General features: G+C 62.8%; 16 protein-coding genes. 13 read left to right on the top strand and 3 right to left on the bottom strand.

Annotated elements, in window-relative coordinates:
* From L284_RS36750 to L284_RS36725, 6 genes are read left to right on the top strand one after another with little or no spacing between them, the layout of a single operon-like run.
* Positions 1–318, top strand: a complete 318-nt coding sequence (locus tag L284_RS36750; protein WP_200861661.1) for a non-heme iron oxygenase ferredoxin subunit — start codon at positions 1–3, stop codon at positions 316–318.
* On the top strand, positions 315–1,301 hold the full coding sequence (locus L284_RS36745) for an asparaginase (protein ID WP_021234339.1): 987 nt from the start codon (positions 315–317) through the stop codon (positions 1,299–1,301). The genes L284_RS36750 and L284_RS36745 overlap by 4 nt, the downstream gene beginning before the upstream one ends.
* A 23-nt stretch (positions 1,302–1,324) precedes the next feature.
* Positions 1,325–2,608 carry an MFS transporter gene (locus L284_RS36740; protein WP_081674005.1) on the top strand — a complete coding sequence of 428 codons (1,284 nt, stop codon included), beginning with the start codon at positions 1,325–1,327 and terminating at the stop codon, positions 2,606–2,608.
* 2 nt (positions 2,609–2,610) lie between these two features.
* A complete protein-coding gene (locus tag L284_RS36735; RefSeq protein WP_021234337.1) occupies positions 2,611–3,879 on the top strand; it encodes a M20/M25/M40 family metallo-hydrolase in 1,269 nt (422 codons plus the stop codon).
* 7 nt (positions 3,880–3,886) lie between these two features.
* Positions 3,887–4,603, top strand: a complete 717-nt coding sequence (locus L284_RS36730; RefSeq protein ID WP_021234336.1) for a hypothetical protein — start codon at positions 3,887–3,889, stop codon at positions 4,601–4,603.
* Complete coding sequence (locus L284_RS36725; protein ID WP_021234335.1) at positions 4,603–6,432, top strand: CocE/NonD family hydrolase; 1,830 nt, start codon at positions 4,603–4,605, stop codon at positions 6,430–6,432. Before L284_RS36730 ends, L284_RS36725 begins: the two co-directional genes overlap by 1 nt.
* A gap of 5 nt (positions 6,433–6,437) precedes the next feature.
* On the opposite strand, the gene L284_RS36720 is transcribed toward L284_RS36725, so the two are convergent.
* The 3 genes from L284_RS36720 to L284_RS0124260 form a co-directional block, all read right to left on the bottom strand.
* Entirely contained in the window at positions 6,438–6,989 is a 552-nt protein-coding gene (locus L284_RS36720) for a TetR/AcrR family transcriptional regulator (protein WP_200861660.1), read from the bottom strand.
* 202 nt (positions 6,990–7,191) lie between these two features.
* A complete protein-coding gene (locus L284_RS36715) occupies positions 7,192–9,477 on the bottom strand; it encodes a TonB-dependent receptor (protein ID WP_081674003.1) in 2,286 nt (761 codons plus the stop codon).
* Between the two features lie 252 nt (positions 9,478–9,729).
* On the bottom strand, positions 9,730–10,614 hold the full coding sequence (locus tag L284_RS0124260) for a LysR family transcriptional regulator (protein ID WP_235054378.1): 885 nt from the start codon (positions 10,612–10,614) through the stop codon (positions 9,730–9,732).
* Between the two features lie 91 nt (positions 10,615–10,705).
* Here L284_RS0124260 and L284_RS36710 point away from each other — a divergent pair, with 91 nt between their 5' ends.
* Genes L284_RS36710 through pcaF form a run of 7 tightly spaced genes read left to right on the top strand, consistent with a single transcriptional unit; the run spans position 10,706 to position 16,498 of the window.
* Positions 10,706–11,863: a muconate/chloromuconate family cycloisomerase gene (locus L284_RS36710; protein WP_021234330.1), complete on the top strand. Its 1,158-nt coding sequence runs from the start codon at positions 10,706–10,708 to the stop codon at positions 11,861–11,863.
* A 5-nt stretch (positions 11,864–11,868) separates the two neighbouring features.
* On the top strand, positions 11,869–12,159 hold the full coding sequence (gene catC / locus L284_RS36705; RefSeq protein ID WP_021234329.1) for a muconolactone Delta-isomerase: 291 nt from the start codon (positions 11,869–11,871) through the stop codon (positions 12,157–12,159).
* A 43-nt stretch (positions 12,160–12,202) separates the two neighbouring features.
* The gene (locus L284_RS36700; RefSeq protein ID WP_021234328.1) at positions 12,203–13,117 is read left to right on the top strand and encodes a dioxygenase family protein; all 915 of its coding nucleotides are present in this window, start codon (positions 12,203–12,205) and stop codon (positions 13,115–13,117) included.
* A 24-nt stretch (positions 13,118–13,141) separates the two neighbouring features.
* Positions 13,142–13,849, top strand: a complete 708-nt coding sequence (locus L284_RS36695; protein WP_021234327.1) for a CoA transferase subunit A — start codon at positions 13,142–13,144, stop codon at positions 13,847–13,849.
* Complete coding sequence (locus tag L284_RS36690; protein WP_021234326.1) at positions 13,849–14,520, top strand: 3-oxoacid CoA-transferase subunit B; 672 nt, start codon at positions 13,849–13,851, stop codon at positions 14,518–14,520. The genes L284_RS36695 and L284_RS36690 overlap by 1 nt, the downstream gene beginning before the upstream one ends.
* A complete protein-coding gene (locus L284_RS36685; RefSeq protein WP_021234325.1) occupies positions 14,520–15,290 on the top strand; it encodes an alpha/beta fold hydrolase in 771 nt (256 codons plus the stop codon). Before L284_RS36690 ends, L284_RS36685 begins: the two co-directional genes overlap by 1 nt.
* A gap of 5 nt (positions 15,291–15,295) precedes the next feature.
* Entirely contained in the window at positions 15,296–16,498 is a 1,203-nt protein-coding gene (gene pcaF / locus L284_RS36680) for a 3-oxoadipyl-CoA thiolase (protein WP_021234324.1), read from the top strand.
* Positions 16,499–17,134: the final 636 nt, after the last annotated feature.

Below are 17,134 nucleotides of genomic sequence, written 5' to 3'. Positions count from 1 at the left end.
GTGCCGTGGCTTGATCTCGGCAACCTGGACGACCTGATGGACGGCGGCGAATGCCGCGGCGTCGTGGTCGATGGGCACAAGCTGGGTATCTTCGTGGTCGATGAGGAAGTCTTCGTGATCGACGATCTGTGCTCGCATGGGAACGCGCTGCTCTCGGATGGCGATCTGGACGGCTACGAGATCGAATGCCCCCTGCACGCCGGCGCATTCGACGTGCGCAGCGGCAAGGCACTGTGCAAGCCTCTGACCCGCGACGTGCGCAAGTACGAGACGCGGGTGGAAGGTGGCGCCCTCCTGGTCCGGTTCGAACGGACGTGACGGCCCGGATCGCCATTGTCGGCACCGGCGGCACTTTCGCAATGGAAGCGCGCCATCCCTTCGATTGGGTCGAGTATGGCGAGAGCGGCATCGTTCGTCCGATTGCCGATCTGCTTGAAGGAGCCACCGCAGGCCTGGACGTCGCTCTGGCTCCGGTCGACTTCCGGGCGCTGGGCAGCACCGGCATAACGCCGGCTGACTGGCTCGACCTTGCCCGCCTGGTCCAGGGTATCGAAGCCGACGGTTGTGTAATCACGCATGGTACGGCGACGCTGGAGGAAACGGCGTTCTTCCTCTCGCTGGTCCATGGCGGCGATATGCCCGTGGTATTGACGGGCGCACAGCGCCCCGCCAACACGGCAGGGTCGGATGCATTGGCCAACCTGCGGGCGGCGCTTGCCGTCGCCGCAGCACCTCAGGCCCGCGGGCTGGGCGTCCTTGTGGTGATCGACAACCTGATTTTCGCCGCACGGGATGTGACCAAGGACAGTTCGGGCGCGCTCGATGCCTTCGTCGCCGGTGAGTTCGGACCGTTGGGTCGGGTCGAGGCGGATGGTTCCATCTCGCTTCGTCGCGCCGTGCCTCGCACGCAACTTCCGGTCGACCTGGGAGAAGCCATCGCAGGTGGAGCATCCGGGTTGCCGCGGGTGGACATCGCCTATTCCTATGCCGGCGCCGATGGTGCCGCCATCGAGGCCTTCGTATCGGCAGGTGCGCGTGGCATCGTCTCAGCGGGTCTTCTGCCCGGACGACCCGCGAACGGTGAAGCCCCGGCGCTGGCTGCTGCCGCAGAGCAGGGGGTGATCGTGGTACAGGCGACCCGAGGGGCGCGTGGCAACGTCGTATCTCAGGCCTTTCTCGATCGCGCGGGCGTTCTCGCCGGAGGAGACCTCTCACCCCAGAAGCTGCGGATCGTTGTCATGCTTGTGCTGGCACTCGGCGGAGACGCAGCTACCCTGTCGGCAGTTCTTCAGGCCATCTGACAGCGGTTTCGAAAGGTAGGACGTTGAGTAGCATACCCCTTTCTTCCACGCCGCGTACTGCCAGCCCTGCACGAGTGACGGCGCTGTGTTGGATCGGCCTGTTCGCCGAAGGCTACGATCTTGGAGTCTTCGGGGCTGTTCTTCCCGGTCTGATGGCTGACCCGGTCTGGAAACTCTCCCCTGTGGAAGCGGGCATGCTCGCCAGCAGCGCCCTAATCGGGATGTTCATCGGCGGCTTCCTGCTGGGCACCCTGAGCGATCAGGTCGGTCGTCGTCGTTGTTTCCTGGGCTGCATCGCCCTGTTTTCCGCTGCGACCGGTCTTGCCGCCGTCGCGCCCACCCCGCTCCTCTTTGCGCTTTGCCGCCTCGTCAGCGGCATAGGAGTCGGGGGCATGATCCCGGTCGCTTCGGCCCTCGTGACCGAATTCGCACCGCCCGAAAGGCGAAGCCGCGAATATGCGATGATGTATTCCGGATACTCGATCGGCATCTTCGCTGCTGCCCTCGCCGGATTCTTCCTGCTCGCCGCGCATGGCTGGCGACCGGTGGTCATGCTGGGAGCCTTTCCGCTAATTCTGTTGCCGGTGCTGGCATTTCTCCTGCCGGAATCGCCGGATTACCTCATGCGGGCGGGTAGAGAGGACCGGGCTCGGGCGGTGGCGGACCAGTTCGGTGTGGCACTCGCGCATGGAATGCTGCCATCCGACCGGCGAAAGCCTGCCTGGTCGGATGCACTGCGGATATTCGCACACGGAAACCGACAGGCGACCGCTGGTTTCTGGGCAACGACGTTCCTCGGCATGGTGGTGGTCTACGGTCTCAACACCTGGCTGCCGCAAATCATGCGCAGTGCCGGCTATGATCTCGGCCCCAGCATCCTGTTCCTCGGTGTGTTTGCGCTGGCTTCTTCGGTTGGTGGTGTCGTCCTTGGCCTGGCAGCGGATCGCTGGGGCAGGGGGCCGACCATTGCCTCGGCCTTCACCATGGGCGCGGGAGCCATTCTCATGCTCTCTCACCACTGGCCGCTCGGCGTGACTTATGTGGTGGTGGCCGCTGCCGGTGTAGGCAGCGTGTCGGCCGCCGTGCTCGTGACGGCCTATCTCGCGAGTTATTTCCCCTCAGACCTGCGTGCAACGGCAGTGGGTTGGTGTCTCAGCTTCTCGCGTTCAGGTGCGATTGCGGGTCCGATGATGGGAGCCACGCTGGCGCAACTGGGCTGGCCGGTAGCCACCAACTTCTACATGTTCGCGTTGATGGCACTTCTGTCTGCAGGAGCGATCCTGTGCGTTCCTCGCAAGAAGGCATGACAATGATCCGATACTTCATGCCCGGCGCCCTGATGCTGGCGGCCCTCCCGCCGATAGCCTCCGCGCAGCCGGTCACCGCAGAGGCTTTACGACGCGATCCGGCATTCAAGGCCGCACAGGCGCATCTAGCTCGCGATTATGATCGTATCGTGGCTGAAACGATCCGCATCACAGAAATCCCTGCACCCCCGTTCAAGGAAGCAGAGCGAGCCAGCGCCGTGGCCGTGATGATGCGCGAGGCAGGACTTCGCGATGTTCACATTGACGAGGAAGGCAACGCCGTCGGCATCCGGCCCGGTACTGGAAATCAGTCGATGGTTGCGATCGGTGCGCATCTCGATACGGTCTTTCCTGAAGGCACGCCGATCAAGGTGCGGCGCGAAGGCGATCGCCTGCTTGCGCCGGGTATCAGCGACAACAGCGTAAGCGTGGCCGTACTTCTGGCGTTCGTTCGGGCGCTGGATGCCGGAGCGGTGAAAACAAAGCAGGATCTGCTGTTCGTTGCCAACGTCGGAGAGGAAGAACGCGGCGCGTTCCGTGGGGTGCGTTATCTGCTGCAGCGCAGCCCCTATCACTCACGCATCAGCGCATTCATCGGTCTGGAGCCGGGCAATACGGGCGGGATCACCAATGTCGGTATCGGCGTGCGGCGCTACACCGTCACGTACAAGGGGCCGGGAGGCCACTCCATGTTTGCTTTCGGCACGGTGAACCCGGCGACGGCCATGGCCGAGACGATCGTGCGCTTCGACCGCTATCGCCCGCTGGACCGGACCACCGTCTGGAACGTTGGCCTAGTTAGCGGGGGCACATCGATCAACACGATCCCTGCGAGCGTCTCTATGTCAGTCGACATGCGCTCTACGAATGCCGCTGATCTGGATCGCCTCGACATGTTTTTTCGCAAGGCCGTGGCTGACGGGACCACCGCGGAAAACGCGGCTCGGGGCGGCGCTAAGGGAACCGTCGCAGCCAAGATCGAAACGGTGCTGCCGATAGAGCGCCCCGTCACCCATATCCCCGATGACACCATGCTCTTGCGTAATGCGGTATCGGCCATTCGCTCCGGCGGCATGGAGCCATCCATGCGTAGTGGATCGTCGGATTCAGCCATTCCTCAGGACATGGGTTTGCCCGGTCTCACCCTGGATTCCGGAATGGAGTACGTCGCTCCCCATTCACCGACCGAAGCGATCGTGCTCGATCGGCCCACCAATCTTCGCGTCATGGGCAATACCCTTGCCACGCTGCTCCTGACCGCCAATCAGTAGGACGATCATGTTTTCCCTCTTCCTCACCTTCACCCACCCCGATCCTGCTGCGCGGCTCAGTGCTGCTGAATACGACAGGGTTACCGAGATCGTCCGCTCGGTGCCCAACGTCAGCCGCGCTCACATTTTCACGCCCGAGATCGCGCGTGACCGCTACTTCGACGATGGCCCGTCTCCGTTGCTCACGCTTCAGGTCTACTTCACGCGCCTGGATCTGCTCGAGGCGGCAATCGGTGAAGGAGGCGGGTTCCATTCGCTCTTCGCGGCTGATCTGCCGACGCTTCAGGCTGCGGCCGGGGAGCAGCAGGTGATGTGGACGCGGGCCTTCACCACGCCGTCGACTTCGGCGTACGAACAGGGCCTGCCATGCAGCTACCTTGTACATTATCCGGGGCAGCCCGAGGTGCTGAATGATTGGCTGCGATACTACTTTGCCAACCATGCACGCATCATGGGATACTTCCCCAGCGTGCGCGAAGTGGAGGTCTTCACGCGGGTCGATTGGGTCGGCACCTTGCCCATGGCCCGCGTGGAGTATTTCCAGCGCAACAAGATCGTGTTCGACAGCGCGGCGGCACTTGAGGCGGCGCTCAATTCCGACGTGCGCGAGGAGATGAAGGCAGACCGAGCGCAATTCCCGCCTTTCAGCGGTACGAACATCCACTTTCCGATGGCCACCGACACCGTCGTCGGTCCGCGCTTCGTTCCCGTGGCGCCACGCTGATGAAGCGACTGCACACACTCGCGGCCGCGACGGCGCTTGCCTGCTGCCTGGTCACGAGTCTGGCCTCAGCGCAGCCGGTGTCGCAGGCGCAGACCGCAACGGCCGATCCGGGGCCACGTGACGTCAGCGTGGAGTGGTCGGTGAAGATTCCCGTGCGCGACGGTGTGCGCCTCAATGCGAACATCTATCGACCTGCAAATGCCACAGGACCGTTGCCTGTGGTGTTGACGGTCACGCCTTACACGATCGACACGCTCCATACCGTGGGAATGTGGTTCGCACGGCACGGCTATATCTATGCAGCCGTCGATACGCGGGGGCGCGGAGGGTCGGGCGGCGCGTTCCTGCCCACCAACCATGAGAGCGAGGACGGCTACGATGCCATCGAATGGCTGGCCCGAATGCCGGGCAGCGACGGGCGCGTGGTTGGCTGGGGTGGCTCCTACGCCGGGCGCAACCAGTTGTTCTTCGCGGCGGAGGCGCCGTCGGCGCTGAAGGCGATTGCGCCAGCATCGGCGGGCCTGAACACGGTGGACCGCGACATGCGGGCGAACGTGCCTTTCCCGCAGCTGATGCAATGGCTGGCCTACACCGCCGGTACGACCTCCAATCGCGCCGCCTACACCGATCGAGCATACTGGCTTGGTGCGCTTTCGGAACTTGCCAGCGGAAAGGTCTCCTACCGCGAATTCGATTCCCTCGTCGGCATGCCGAGCGCGACATGGCAGGAGAACCTCAAGCATCCGACTGTGGATGCCTATTGGCGCACGCAGACTACCGATGCGGGAATGCTGGACAAACAACAGCTTGGGCGCATCACTATCCCTGTATTGGGCATCACCGGCAGCTATGATCCCTCGCAGACGGGCCTGCGGGCCTATCTCGCAGCGCGGGCGTCGGTGGTCGCTCCGGAAGTTCTCGAAGGGCAGTACCTGGTGCTGGGACCATGGGACCATCCGGGTACTCGTAATCCGCAGCGAGTCACGGGCGGTGTCGACATGGGCGCCGCGAGCGTCGTCGACATGCTCGAACTGCATCGCCAATGGTTTGACTGGGTCCTGGGGCGCGGAGCCAAACCGGCATTCCTGACAGACCACTTCGTCTATTTCCTGGCGGGCGCAGATAAATGGGTCTCTGCACCGAGCATCGCCGCGGCGGCTGCACCGGTGCATACGTTGATGCTCAGTTCTCCCGACACCGATGCTGGCGCGATGGCACGTGCAGGCAGCCTTGCTCCCTCAGCGGTGCGCCAGGCCCCCGACCGCTATACGTATGATCCCTCCGTGCCAGGGCGCAATGAGGGCGTGGAAGGGTTTGACCTGGTCAGCCCGAAATGGCTTACCGATGCGACCGCCGTGTCTCGCCTCGATGGTGAAGGACTGGTCTACGACATGGCGCCGCTGACGCACGCTGCGGATATCGTGGGTATCCCTTCGGCACGTTTGTTTCTCACCATGGACGTGCCCGATACTGACGTACGGGTAGCTCTCTATGCCGTGATGCCCGATGGCACACAGGTCTTTCTGACCCAGGATCAGATTCGCGCGCGCTATCGGCGCAGCCTCGAGAAAGAGGAGCTGGTACCGTCGGGGAAGCGTCTCCAGTATGATTTCTCCCGGTTCGACTTCGTGTCGCGCCGATTGCCCGTGGGAGCACGGCTTCGGCTGGTCGTCTCACCCTTGGGGCTGAGCATTCATCAGCAGCGCAACCGAAATTCCGGCGGGGCGGTGGCTGACGAGACGGCTGCCGACAACCGGATTGCCCACGTGGCGCTGGCGATGGGGCCGGGCCTTAGCAGCCTGGCAGTGCCGATGCAGGAGGTGCCCTGAAGCGGTTACTTGTCGCCCAGAAGCAAGGCGATCCAGTGATCGGTCAGGGTATCCATGTCACGAACGTCGCCCAGGCGGCGGTTGATTGCAAAGCCGTCGAAGGCCATCCACATGAGGTGGGACATCAGACCGTCGGCGACAAGATGATGGCGCTCTTCCGGAAGAATGCGGATGAGCAGTTCGGTCAGGAATTCTTCGACTCTCAGCAGGAGGTCGTTCGGTTTCTTGTCGTCGGGCGGCGTGGTGGCCAATGCTTCGACCAGAGCGTTCGCCATGCCATGGTCAGTGGAGGGGATATCCCGCCAAAGGCCCAGGATCAGACGCCGGAGGCGTGTCTCCGGTGATCTGTAGCGCATGGTTGCCGTCTCGATCTCCTCGAGCTTGCTGGTGAGCCACGGCTTGTAAACGGCATAGAGCAGCAGGATCTTCGACGGGAAATAGACATAGAGGTTGGCTACCGTCATGCTGGACGCCTTGGCGATCGCAGCAACGGTGGTAGACGAGTATCCACGCTCGGAAAAGAGGTCGAACGCCGCCATCATGATGGCATTTCGCATGTCCTCTTTCTTGACCTGCGCCATGACTTCCCCTCAAGTTTCATTACCGAATGCCGAACGGCTATCAGAAATGGCCTACCGCCCAGTTGGTGATCCGGCAAGCTATCGGATCGTAGATCCTTGCCACTGTCTTACCGAGAAGGTTCTCTTGCGAGGGGTGGTGGCTCCGGCAAACTTACCGGGCCACCGCCTTCAAAAGTTATCAGAAACGATAGCCCGCAGTCAGCGACCAAGTGCGGGGGCGCCCATAGGCAATCTCCGTACAGCCGCACAAGGTCGACAGATCGGCCTCAGTGATGGCGTACCGCTTATCGAACAGGTTGTTGATAGCGGCGGTGAGTGAGAAGCCGCTGTCGCCGCGCCAGGTGATGCGGCCATCGACAAGCGTGTAGCCATTCAGCTTCTGGCTGTCGAAATTGCGGGCATTGGTGAAGAAGCTGCTGCTGGACGTGACGTTACCTCCAAAAGCCAGCTCGCCACCCATCACGTCCGGAACCTTGTAGGAAGCGCTAGCCGTGAGTTGTCGGCGCGGTGCGAAAGTCGGCGTCACATCCCGGGTAATTCCCGGTGCGATGGGCAGGTCATGTACCGTGCTATGGTTGTACGATCCGCCGACAGACAGCTCCAGGTTCTGCACGGGCCGCAAGGTGACAGCCACTTCGCCACCGTTGGTGGTCGCGTCCGCATTCTGGATATAGCCGCCGGCGGTCACGAACAGAAACGCCTGATAGTTCTTGTAGTCGTAGTGATAGACGGCCGCATCGACCGTCAGGAGGCGATCCAGCGAGAACTTGAAGCCACCCTCATAGGAAACAAGCGTCTCCGGCTTGTAGAGGATCTGCGCGGGTGTGAGGGCGGGGCCGGCCGGAAGCTTGTTGTTGAAGCCGCGACCGCGCACGCCCCGGTTCACGCTCGCATACACGAGAAGATCGTCAGATGGCTTCCAGTTCAGGCCCGCTTTGCCGGTCCAGAAGTTGTTGGAAATACGATTGCTGTAGGAAGGCTGGACGGTGAACAGATAGTTCTGCGTGTCGAGATTGTCATTGTCGTCATTACGAAAGGCGCTCGACACAAAATCGAACTTTGCCCTTTCGTGGATAAACCGGCCGCCCGCCACGAAAGTCAGCGTCGGAACAAACTCGTACTCCACCTGAGCGAACACCGACGCAGATTGCTTGCGAAGCTGTGCCACGTTTGCAAGATCGATGCCCGACGCCTCATAGCCCGGATAGTTGCGGGCGTAGATCGAGTTTGCACGGGCCAGATAACCGCCTTGGGTATCGACCAGAATATTGAGATAATAGGCTCCGGCATTCCAGACCAGATTGTCAATCTTGCCGGTCGCGCGCAGTTCCTGCGTGAAGGAACCTGTCTGCCCGTTCTGCGCAACCCCCAGATAATTGATGGGAGAGACTTCGGCATCCAGCTTCAGGCGCTTTGCGATGTGGATGTAATCGGTGACCGAGTAGATCTGCGTCTCACCCAGATCGTAGGTAAGATGCAGGGCACCGTCGTAAATCTTCATGCCAGTGCAGCGCGAGCAGTAGAAGTCGGTGCTGGTCCGGTAGGCGCTGGTCGGTGGCGGTGTATATCCAAACGAGTTGGGTCCACCTGTGTAGTAACCGCCGACGACACGGTTGGAGGAATCGCGGATAGGCGCCGTACCGATGGAATTGTAAGGTGCCATCGACATGTCCTGCTTGAAATACAGGCCGCTGACACGGGCAGTGAGGCGGTCGCTCAACTGCGACTGCAGTTGCAGGCGCGTAGCAAAAGTGTCGAACCCGCCCAGATCAGGCGCTCCGGGAAAATCGTTCTTCAGCCACCCGTCTTCACGGTTGTAGATCACAGACGCGCGCGCCTGCACGTTTTCAGCGATCGGGCCACTTATCGCACCTTCGACCTTCGCCTGATTGTAGCTGCCGTAAGTGGCATTTACGAAGCCTTCCATCGTTTCGGTTGGCTTGGCGATGACGAAGTTGACCAGGCCGCCCGTCGAATTGCGCCCGAAGAGGGTGCCTTGGGGGCCCTTTAGTACCTCGACATGATCTATGTCGAACATGGCAAAGCTCTGAGCCTGGACCGTCGGGATATAGCCATCGTCGACATAGACGGCGACGGGCGCTTCACTGCCATCGTTGAAGTCGCTGAGGGTGACGCCACGGATGGAAAATGCGGCCGCCTGGCCGCCGGTGTTCGATGCAGCCGTCACACCGGGCGTAATTTTCGCGACATCGATAGCGTTCGTTATCTGGCGGTCGCGCAAATCTTCCGCAGCGAAGGCCGCGATGGTCACCGGCACGTCGCGAATGCTCTGGTTACGGCGCTGGGCCGTGACGACGATATCGCCCCCACCGGTTGGCGGCGATGCTTCGGACTTGGTGCCTCCAGCGACGGTAGTTGCAGTCTGAGCGGATACGTTGGTGGTGAGGCCAGCGAAAACCATCGCCATAGCCGAGCATGGAAGAAAGCGCGACGTGTAGTGCATGAAGCTCCCCTTAAATTGACCAAGTTCCTGCGCGCGAACGATTACTGATCGTTTTTTATTTTTTGGAATTGATGCCGGGGAATGCGGACAAGCATCTTCGCCTCGGGAGATCCCAAGATTCAATATGCTGACGACTTAGGAGCACCCCCCTGACGGGCTTTATTAGCGAGCACTACTCTTTAATGATTCGAGAAAACTGTCAAGCGGACATTTTGATGACAGTCTTCCAGGCTTGGCGGCGGCGACGAAAGTTCACCCGTAGAGGCGACCGGCAATCTGCCGCAAAGTAGCTGTCTCCGAAGACTCGTCCGCAACTCTCGTGCTCAGAATGATCGGAGAAAACGCGTTGTTCTCTCGTACTGGCAGGTAACGTACGTCATCGCGCTGAACGCGCTTCATGGAGATTGGCACCAGGGCCACACCTGCAGCCGACGCGACCAGACCGAGTGCAACCTGGACATCGCGAACCTCTGTCAGAAACTGTGGATAGACCCGTTCGTCACGAAGCATCCCAAGGACCTGATCAATGTAGCTGGGGCGGGGCTGGCTGGGATAGACGATCAGTCTGTGATCGGTGAGATCGCGCAAGCTGACCGTGTCCCGACGGGAAAGCTCATGATCGGCCTGTACGGCAAGAACCAGGCGTTCCTGTGCCAACACCGAGCGCGCGATTGCCGGATCATCAATCTGAAGGCGGCCGATCCCTGCATCTATGCGGCCGTCCTTCAGGGCTGCCACCTGTTCAAGGGTGGTCATTTCCAACAGTTCTACATCAAGGTCGCCAGCGGTATCGCGGAACTCCCGCACGACGTCCGGCATTGCGCCGTAGACGACCGAGGCCACGAAGCCGATTGCATAGCGACGTTTCGAGGCTTTCCCGATCCGCTCCATCGATCTGCGCAATTGCTCGACATTGGAAAGGATCTGCGAGGCCTGATCATGAAAGATGCGGCCCGCCTCGGTAAGCCGGACCGGCCGGCTGTCCCGGTCGAACAGTTGGACACCCAATTCATGTTCGAGTTCACGGATCTGACGACTCAAGGGGGGCTGAGCAACACCCAGGCTTTCGGCGGCTCGCGTGAAATTGCGTTCTTTGACGACGGCTTCGAAATACCGGAGATGTCGGAGTTCCATCATACCTCTGAAGTATCATGCGAGACTGAGATAGTCTTTCCGCTTGACCGTTTCAAGGCCTAGCTTCCCCATCATACCAAACGGGAGAGGGAACGTGGTTGCACTAAAACGTGCCGAGAGTTTCATCGTCGATGTGCCGACGATCAGGCCGCATGTGCTGGCCATGGCGACGATGCACGCCCAGTCTATGGTGATCGTCCGCTTGACCAATGCCGACGGCGTCGAGGGGCTGGGTGAGGGCACCACGATCGGCGGCCTTAGCTACGGCGAGGAAAGCCCCGAGAGCATCAAGTCCGCCATCGACACGTATATCGTCCCGGTCCTCGAAACCTGCGACATCGCGCAGGTCGGCGCGACGATGGCGAAGATCGCCAAGTGCGTGCGCGGTAACCACTTCGCCAAGTGCGCGGTGGAGACGGCACTTCTGGACATGCAGGGCAAGCGACTCGGCGTGCCGGTTTCAGAACTGATCGGCGGCGGGCGCGTGCGTGACAGCCTACCGGTCGCCTGGACGCTCGCCAGCGGCGACACCGCCCGCGACATCGCCGAGGGTGAGGCCATGCTGGAGGCGCGCCGCCACCGCATCTTCAAGCTCAAGATCGGCAAGCGCGACGTGCGGGACGACGTCGCCCACGTCGGCGCGATCTGCAAGGCGCTGGGCGACCGGGCCAGCGTGCGGGTCGATGTCAACCAGAACTGGAGCGAGGCGCAGGCCAAGCTAGGTATGAAGATGCTTCTCGATGTCGGCTGCGACCTCGTCGAACAGCCCATCGCGGGCGACGCGATCGCCGCCATGGCGCGGCTGTCCAAGTCGCAGGCGGTGCCGCTCATGGCAGACGAGGCGCTGCACGGCCCCCGTTCGGCGTTGCGGATCGCGGCTGCCAATGCGGCGGGCGTCTTCGCCCTCAAGATCGCGCAGTCGGGCGGCCTCTTCGCCACCGCCGAAGTCGCTGCGATCGGCACTGCGGCGGGGATCGGGCTCTATGGCGGCACGATGCTGGAGGGCAGCGTCGGCACGGCCGCCTCTGCCCATGTCTTCGCGACCCTGCCAGACCTTGCCTGGGGTACCGAACTGTTCGGCCCACTGCTTCAGACCGAGGAAATCCTGACGACGCCGCTGGCCTACGGCGACTTCTCGCTGGCGGTGCCGGCCGGGCCGGGCCTGGGCATCGAACTGGACCCCGACAAGATCGCCTTCTTCCGGCGCGACAGGACCGCGCCCACCCTCCACGCCGTTTTCGCAGGAGCCTGACACCGATGCTTTTCATGGTCGAGATGGACGTGAACATCCCCCTGGACTTCGATCCCGCCGAGGCCGCACGCATCAAGGCCGAGGAGAAGGCATACTTCCAGACCCTGCAGGCGGCGGGCACCTGGCGGCATATCTGGCGCAAGGTCGGCCTCTATTCCAACGTCTCGATCTTCGATGTGGAAAGCAACGGCGCACTGCACGATACGCTGATGGCGTTGCCGCTCTATCCCTTCATGACGATGAAGATCACCCCGCTGGCCAGGCATCCTTCCTCCATCCATGACGACGATCGCTGATCGTCACCGCACGGCATCACCCAGAACAACGGGAGAGAATAAAATGGACGTCAGCTTCGTGAAGACCCCCGAGATCCAGCAGCTTCTGGACCGGGCGGCGGGCGTGAACGAAAGCGGGGGCAACCCGCGCCTGAAGGGCATCGTGCGCGACCTGACCCAAAGCGTGATGGAACTGATCGTGAAGCACGACATTTCCGAGAGCGAATTCTGGCTGGCGATGAAGTACCTTGCCGACAGCGCCGGTGAGATCGGACTGATCGTTCCGGGCACCGGGATCGAGCACTTCCTCGACCTCTATATGGACGCCAAGGATGCCGAGGCGGGCCTGACCGGCGGCACGCCGCGCACCATCGAAGGCCCGCTCTACGTCGCAGGCGCGCCGCTGGTGGAAGGCAACGTCAACCTCAGCACCGATCCCGACGAGGGTTGCCAAGTGCTGCACATGACCGGCACGATCACCGGCCCGGACGGCGAGGCGGTGCAGGGCGCCATCGTGCATGTCTGGCATGCGAACTCGAAGGGCTGGTACTCGCACTTCGATCCCACAGCTGAGCAGACCCCGTTCAACAACCGCCGCCGCATCAAGCTGGGTTCCGACGCGCGATATGCGTTCCACTCCAAGCAGCCGAGCGGCTATTCGGTTCCGCCGCAGGGGGCGACCGACCAGCTGATGCAGGCGCTGGGTCGTCACGGCAACCGTCCGGCTCACGTCCACTTCTTCATCGAGGCGCCGGGTTATCGCACGCTGACGACGCAGATCAACTTCGGCGACGATCCGTTTGCGGCTGACGACTTCGCCTTCGGCACCCGCGAGGGTCTTTTGCCGATGCCGAGCCGCCAGGGCGACAGCGCCTACATCCAGTTCGATTTCCAGCTGCAGCGTGCGCATGACGCCGGCGACGAGGGCTTCTCCTCGCGTGCCCGTGCCGAAGCGACGCCGGCAGCCGATAACGTCTGAGAACCAGCACAGGAATGCATCGTCATGTCCAAGATTTACGATAGTCCCGCAGAGGCTCTCGATGGCCTGCTGTTCGATGGCATGACGATCATGTCCGGCGGCTTCGGCCTGTCGGGCAACCCGGAGAGCCTGATCCCGGAAATCCGCAAGTCGGGCGTCACCGGCCTGACGGTCGTTTCCAACAACGCCGGCGCGGACGGGTTCGGCCTGTGGATGCTGCTGGAAAGCCGGCAGGTGCGCAAGATGATCTCCTCCTACGTGGGCGAGAACAAGCTGTTCGAGCAACAGTATCTCTCGGGCGAACTGGAACTGGAACTCAACCCGCAGGGCACGCTGGCCGAACGCATCCGCGCGGGCGGGGCAGGCATTCCGGCGTTCTATACCAGGACCGGCGTCGGCACCGTGGTGGCCGAGGGCAAGCCGGTCGAGGTGTTCGAGGGCGAGGAATACGTGCGCGAGACGTGGCTGCGCTCCGACCTTTCGATCATCAAGGCCTGGCGTGCCGATCCTGCGGGCAACCTCATGTTCCGCAAGACCGCGCGCAACTTCAACCCGAACATGGCGACGGCGGGCAGGGTGACGGTGGTCGAGGTGGAGGAGATCGTGCCCGAGGGCACCTTCGATCCCGACTGCATCCATACGCCCGGCATCTACGTCGACCGGGTGGTGCTGTGCACGGTCAACGAGAAGCGCATCGAGAAGCGCACGGTTCGTGAGAAGGAGATCGCGTGATGTCCCAGGAAACCAAAGGCTGGAACCGCGACGGGATGGCCGCCCGGGCGGCGAGGGAACTGCGCGATGGGTACTACGTGAACCTCGGCATCGGCATCCCCACGCTGGTGGCCAACCATGTGCCCGAGGGCGTCAACGTGACCCTGCAGAGCGAGAACGGGATGCTGGGCATCGGCCCGTTCCCGTATGACGAGGACGTCGATCCCGATCTGATCAACGCCGGCAAGCAGACGATCACCGCACTGCCGACGTCCAGCTTCTTCTCCTCTGCGGACAGCTTCGCGATGATCCGCGGCGGCCATATCGACATGGCGGTGCTGGGCGCGATGGAAGTCTCGGCACGGGGCGATCTCGCCAACTGGACGATCCCGGGCAAGATGGTGAAGGGCATTGGCGGGGCGATGGACCTCGTGGCGGGCGTCAAGCGCGTGGTCGTGGTGATGGATCACCTCTCGAAGAACGGCAGCCCCAAGATCCTGCCGGAATGCACCCTGCCGCTGACCGGCAAGGCCTGCGTCGATCTCATCGTCACCAACCTTGCGGTGATCGCGGTGGACCGTGCGAACGGGGGGCTTACGCTCGTCGAACTCGCCCCCGGCGTCACCGAGGCCGAAGTCACGGCAAAGACCGGCGCACCGCTCAAACCGGCGCTAGCCGAGGCTCTCACCTGATGCCGTTCTGTGAGGTCGAGGGCGCCAGCCTCTACTGGAAGCGCGACGGGATCGAGGACGGTCCGGCGCTGGTGCTGCTCAATTCCATCGGCACCGACATGGACCTGTGGGAACCGGTGCTGCCCTTCCTGCGCGAACGTTTCGCCGTGCTGCGCATCGACGCGCGCGGTCACGGTGCCTCGCGCGCCGCGCCGGGCGATCTGACGCTGGCCCGGCTGGCCGACGACGTTCTGGCTGTGGCCGATGCTGCAGGCCTTGCGCGCTTCTCGCTGGCCGGGGTGTCGCTGGGTGGCATGATCGGCATGGAACTGGCGCTGCGCGCGCCGCAGCGCGTCGACAGGCTGATCCCCATCTGCACATCGGCGACGATGGACAGCGCATCGTGGGCCGACCGCGTCGCCAAGGTACGGGGCGGGGGCATGGCCGCCATCGCGCAGCTGGCGATGGGCCGCTTCCTGTCCGACGCCGCCAGCCCGGCGATCTACCAGGCCGTGCTGCGTCAGCTGTTGTCGATGGATGCCGAGGGTTATGCGGCATGTGGCGCGGCGATCCGCGACATGGATCTGGCCACCCGTATCCCTGCCATCGCCGCGCCGACGCTGGTCATCACCGGCATTCGCGACACATCGACCCCGTTCGAGGGCCACGGCGAACATCTCGTCGCGCGCATTCCCGGCGCGGCGCATGTGTCGCTCGAAGCCGCGCACCTTGTCCCGCTCGAAGCCCCTGAGGCGCTGGTGGGCGCCATAGTCTCCTTCCTCGAAAGCTGAGTACCGTGCCCCAAGCCTTCATCTGCGATGCCATCCGCACCCCCATCGGCAAGCTGAACGGCAGCCTTGCCACCGTGCGTGCCGACGATCTTGCCGCGCTGCCGCTGAAGGCGCTGATGGAGCGCAACGTGACTGCCGACTGGGCCGCGCTCGATGACGTGATCCTGGGCTGCGCCAACCAGGCGGGCGAGGATAATCGCAACGTCGCCCGCATGGCGGTGCTGCTGGCGGGTATGGGCGAGAGCGTTCCGGGTGTCACCGTAAACCGCCTGTGCTCGTCCGGCCTCAACGCGCTCGGCATGGCGGCGCAGGCGATCCGCAGCGGCGATGCGGACTTCCTGATCGCAGGCGGGGTCGAGAGCATGACCCGCGCGCCTTACGTCATGGGGAAGGCGGGTAGCGCCTTCGGCCGCGAGCAGAAGATCGAGGACACGACGCTGGGCTGGCGCTTCGTCAATCCGGCGATGAAGGCGGCCTATGGCGTCGACACGATGCCAACCACTGGCGAGAATGTCGCGGAGCAGTGGGGCGTGAGCCGCGAGGAGCAGGACCGCTTCGCCCTCGCCAGCCAGGAGAAGGCTGCCGGCGCGCAGGCCAGCGGCCGCCTTGCCGCAGAGATCGTGCCGGTCACGATCCCGCAGAAGAAGGGCGATCCGCTGGTCTTCGCCGCAGACGAGCACCCGCGCGCCACCAGCCTGGAAGCGCTGGCGAAGCTCAAGCCCGTGGTCAAGGCGGATGGCACCGTGACCGCAGGCAATGCCTCGGGGCTCAACGACGGCGCGGCGGCGATGCTGGTCGCGTCGGAAGCGGCGGCGGCACGCCACGGCCTGACGCCACGGGCTCGCGTCATCGGCATGGCGGCAGCCGGCATCGCGCCGCGCATCATGGGGGCTGGCCCGATCGAGGCGGCACGCAGGGTGCTGGCGCGCAGCGGGCTCACCGCCGATCAGCTGGACGTGATCGAGTTGAACGAGGCCTTCGCCAGCCAGGCCATCGCCACGTTGCGCGATCTGGAGATCGACCCCTTCGACCCGCGCGTGAACCCCAACGGCGGCGCGATCGCGCTTGGCCACCCGCTTGGCATGTCGGGCGCACGCATCGCGCTCTCGGCAGTCGAGGAACTGCAGCGCAGCGGCGGTCGCTACGCTCTGGCGTTCATGTGCATCGGGGTGGGCCAGGGTCTCGCCGTGCTGATGGAGCGCGTGTGATGGAAAGCGTAATTTCAACCATAATTTTCCGGTTGGAAATTACGTTTTGAGTTTGAAGCATTTGGACTTCAGGTATTGCGATCGTAATAGCTATACCGGTTCATAGGTTGCCCTTGTATATTTGGATTTGGTATCCGTAGGACGCCTCGCGTAACAGCGACCTTTGTTACGGGCTTCGGATAGATTTTTTAAGCGGTGAGAGGGAGTAAGTCCGGCTAATGCTGGGACCTTCCGGTCGGTCGGCTTAGCGGCGAGTACCCCAGGAAAGCCGACGCTCCCTTCGCGGTGGCACGAGCCCAAGTCAGCGGCCTGCCCTGGGACTTTCGCGAAGTCCGTCTTTGGAGAAACTGACCGAGCAAAGCGGACATTCAGAGCCTTGCAGAAGCCGCTTGCCGGAAGGCGGCAAGGCGCCTATCCCGGTATTCGAGCGTAAAGAGGTCGAGCCTATATGCGGCCGTCTAATGACGACTGCTTTTATCCCATTTCATCGTCCCGGTGCTGCTCCTGCTCTATCCTCCCGATCTCATCCATCGCCATTTCTCAGTGTCTAACTTCGTAACGTGCGGGGAGGGGGGGGCTTAGCCTGATCGGCCCCCACCGAGTGGTCCGGGTTATTTGTTAGTGTAAGATTGCCTC

Origin of the sequence: Novosphingobium lindaniclasticum LE124 (assembly GCF_000445125.1) — a bacterium.
GTDB lineage: Bacteria > Pseudomonadota > Alphaproteobacteria > Sphingomonadales > Sphingomonadaceae > Novosphingobium > Novosphingobium lindaniclasticum.
The sequence above is the reverse complement of the archived record's forward strand: the minus strand, read 5'-3'. Positions and strand labels throughout refer to the sequence as shown.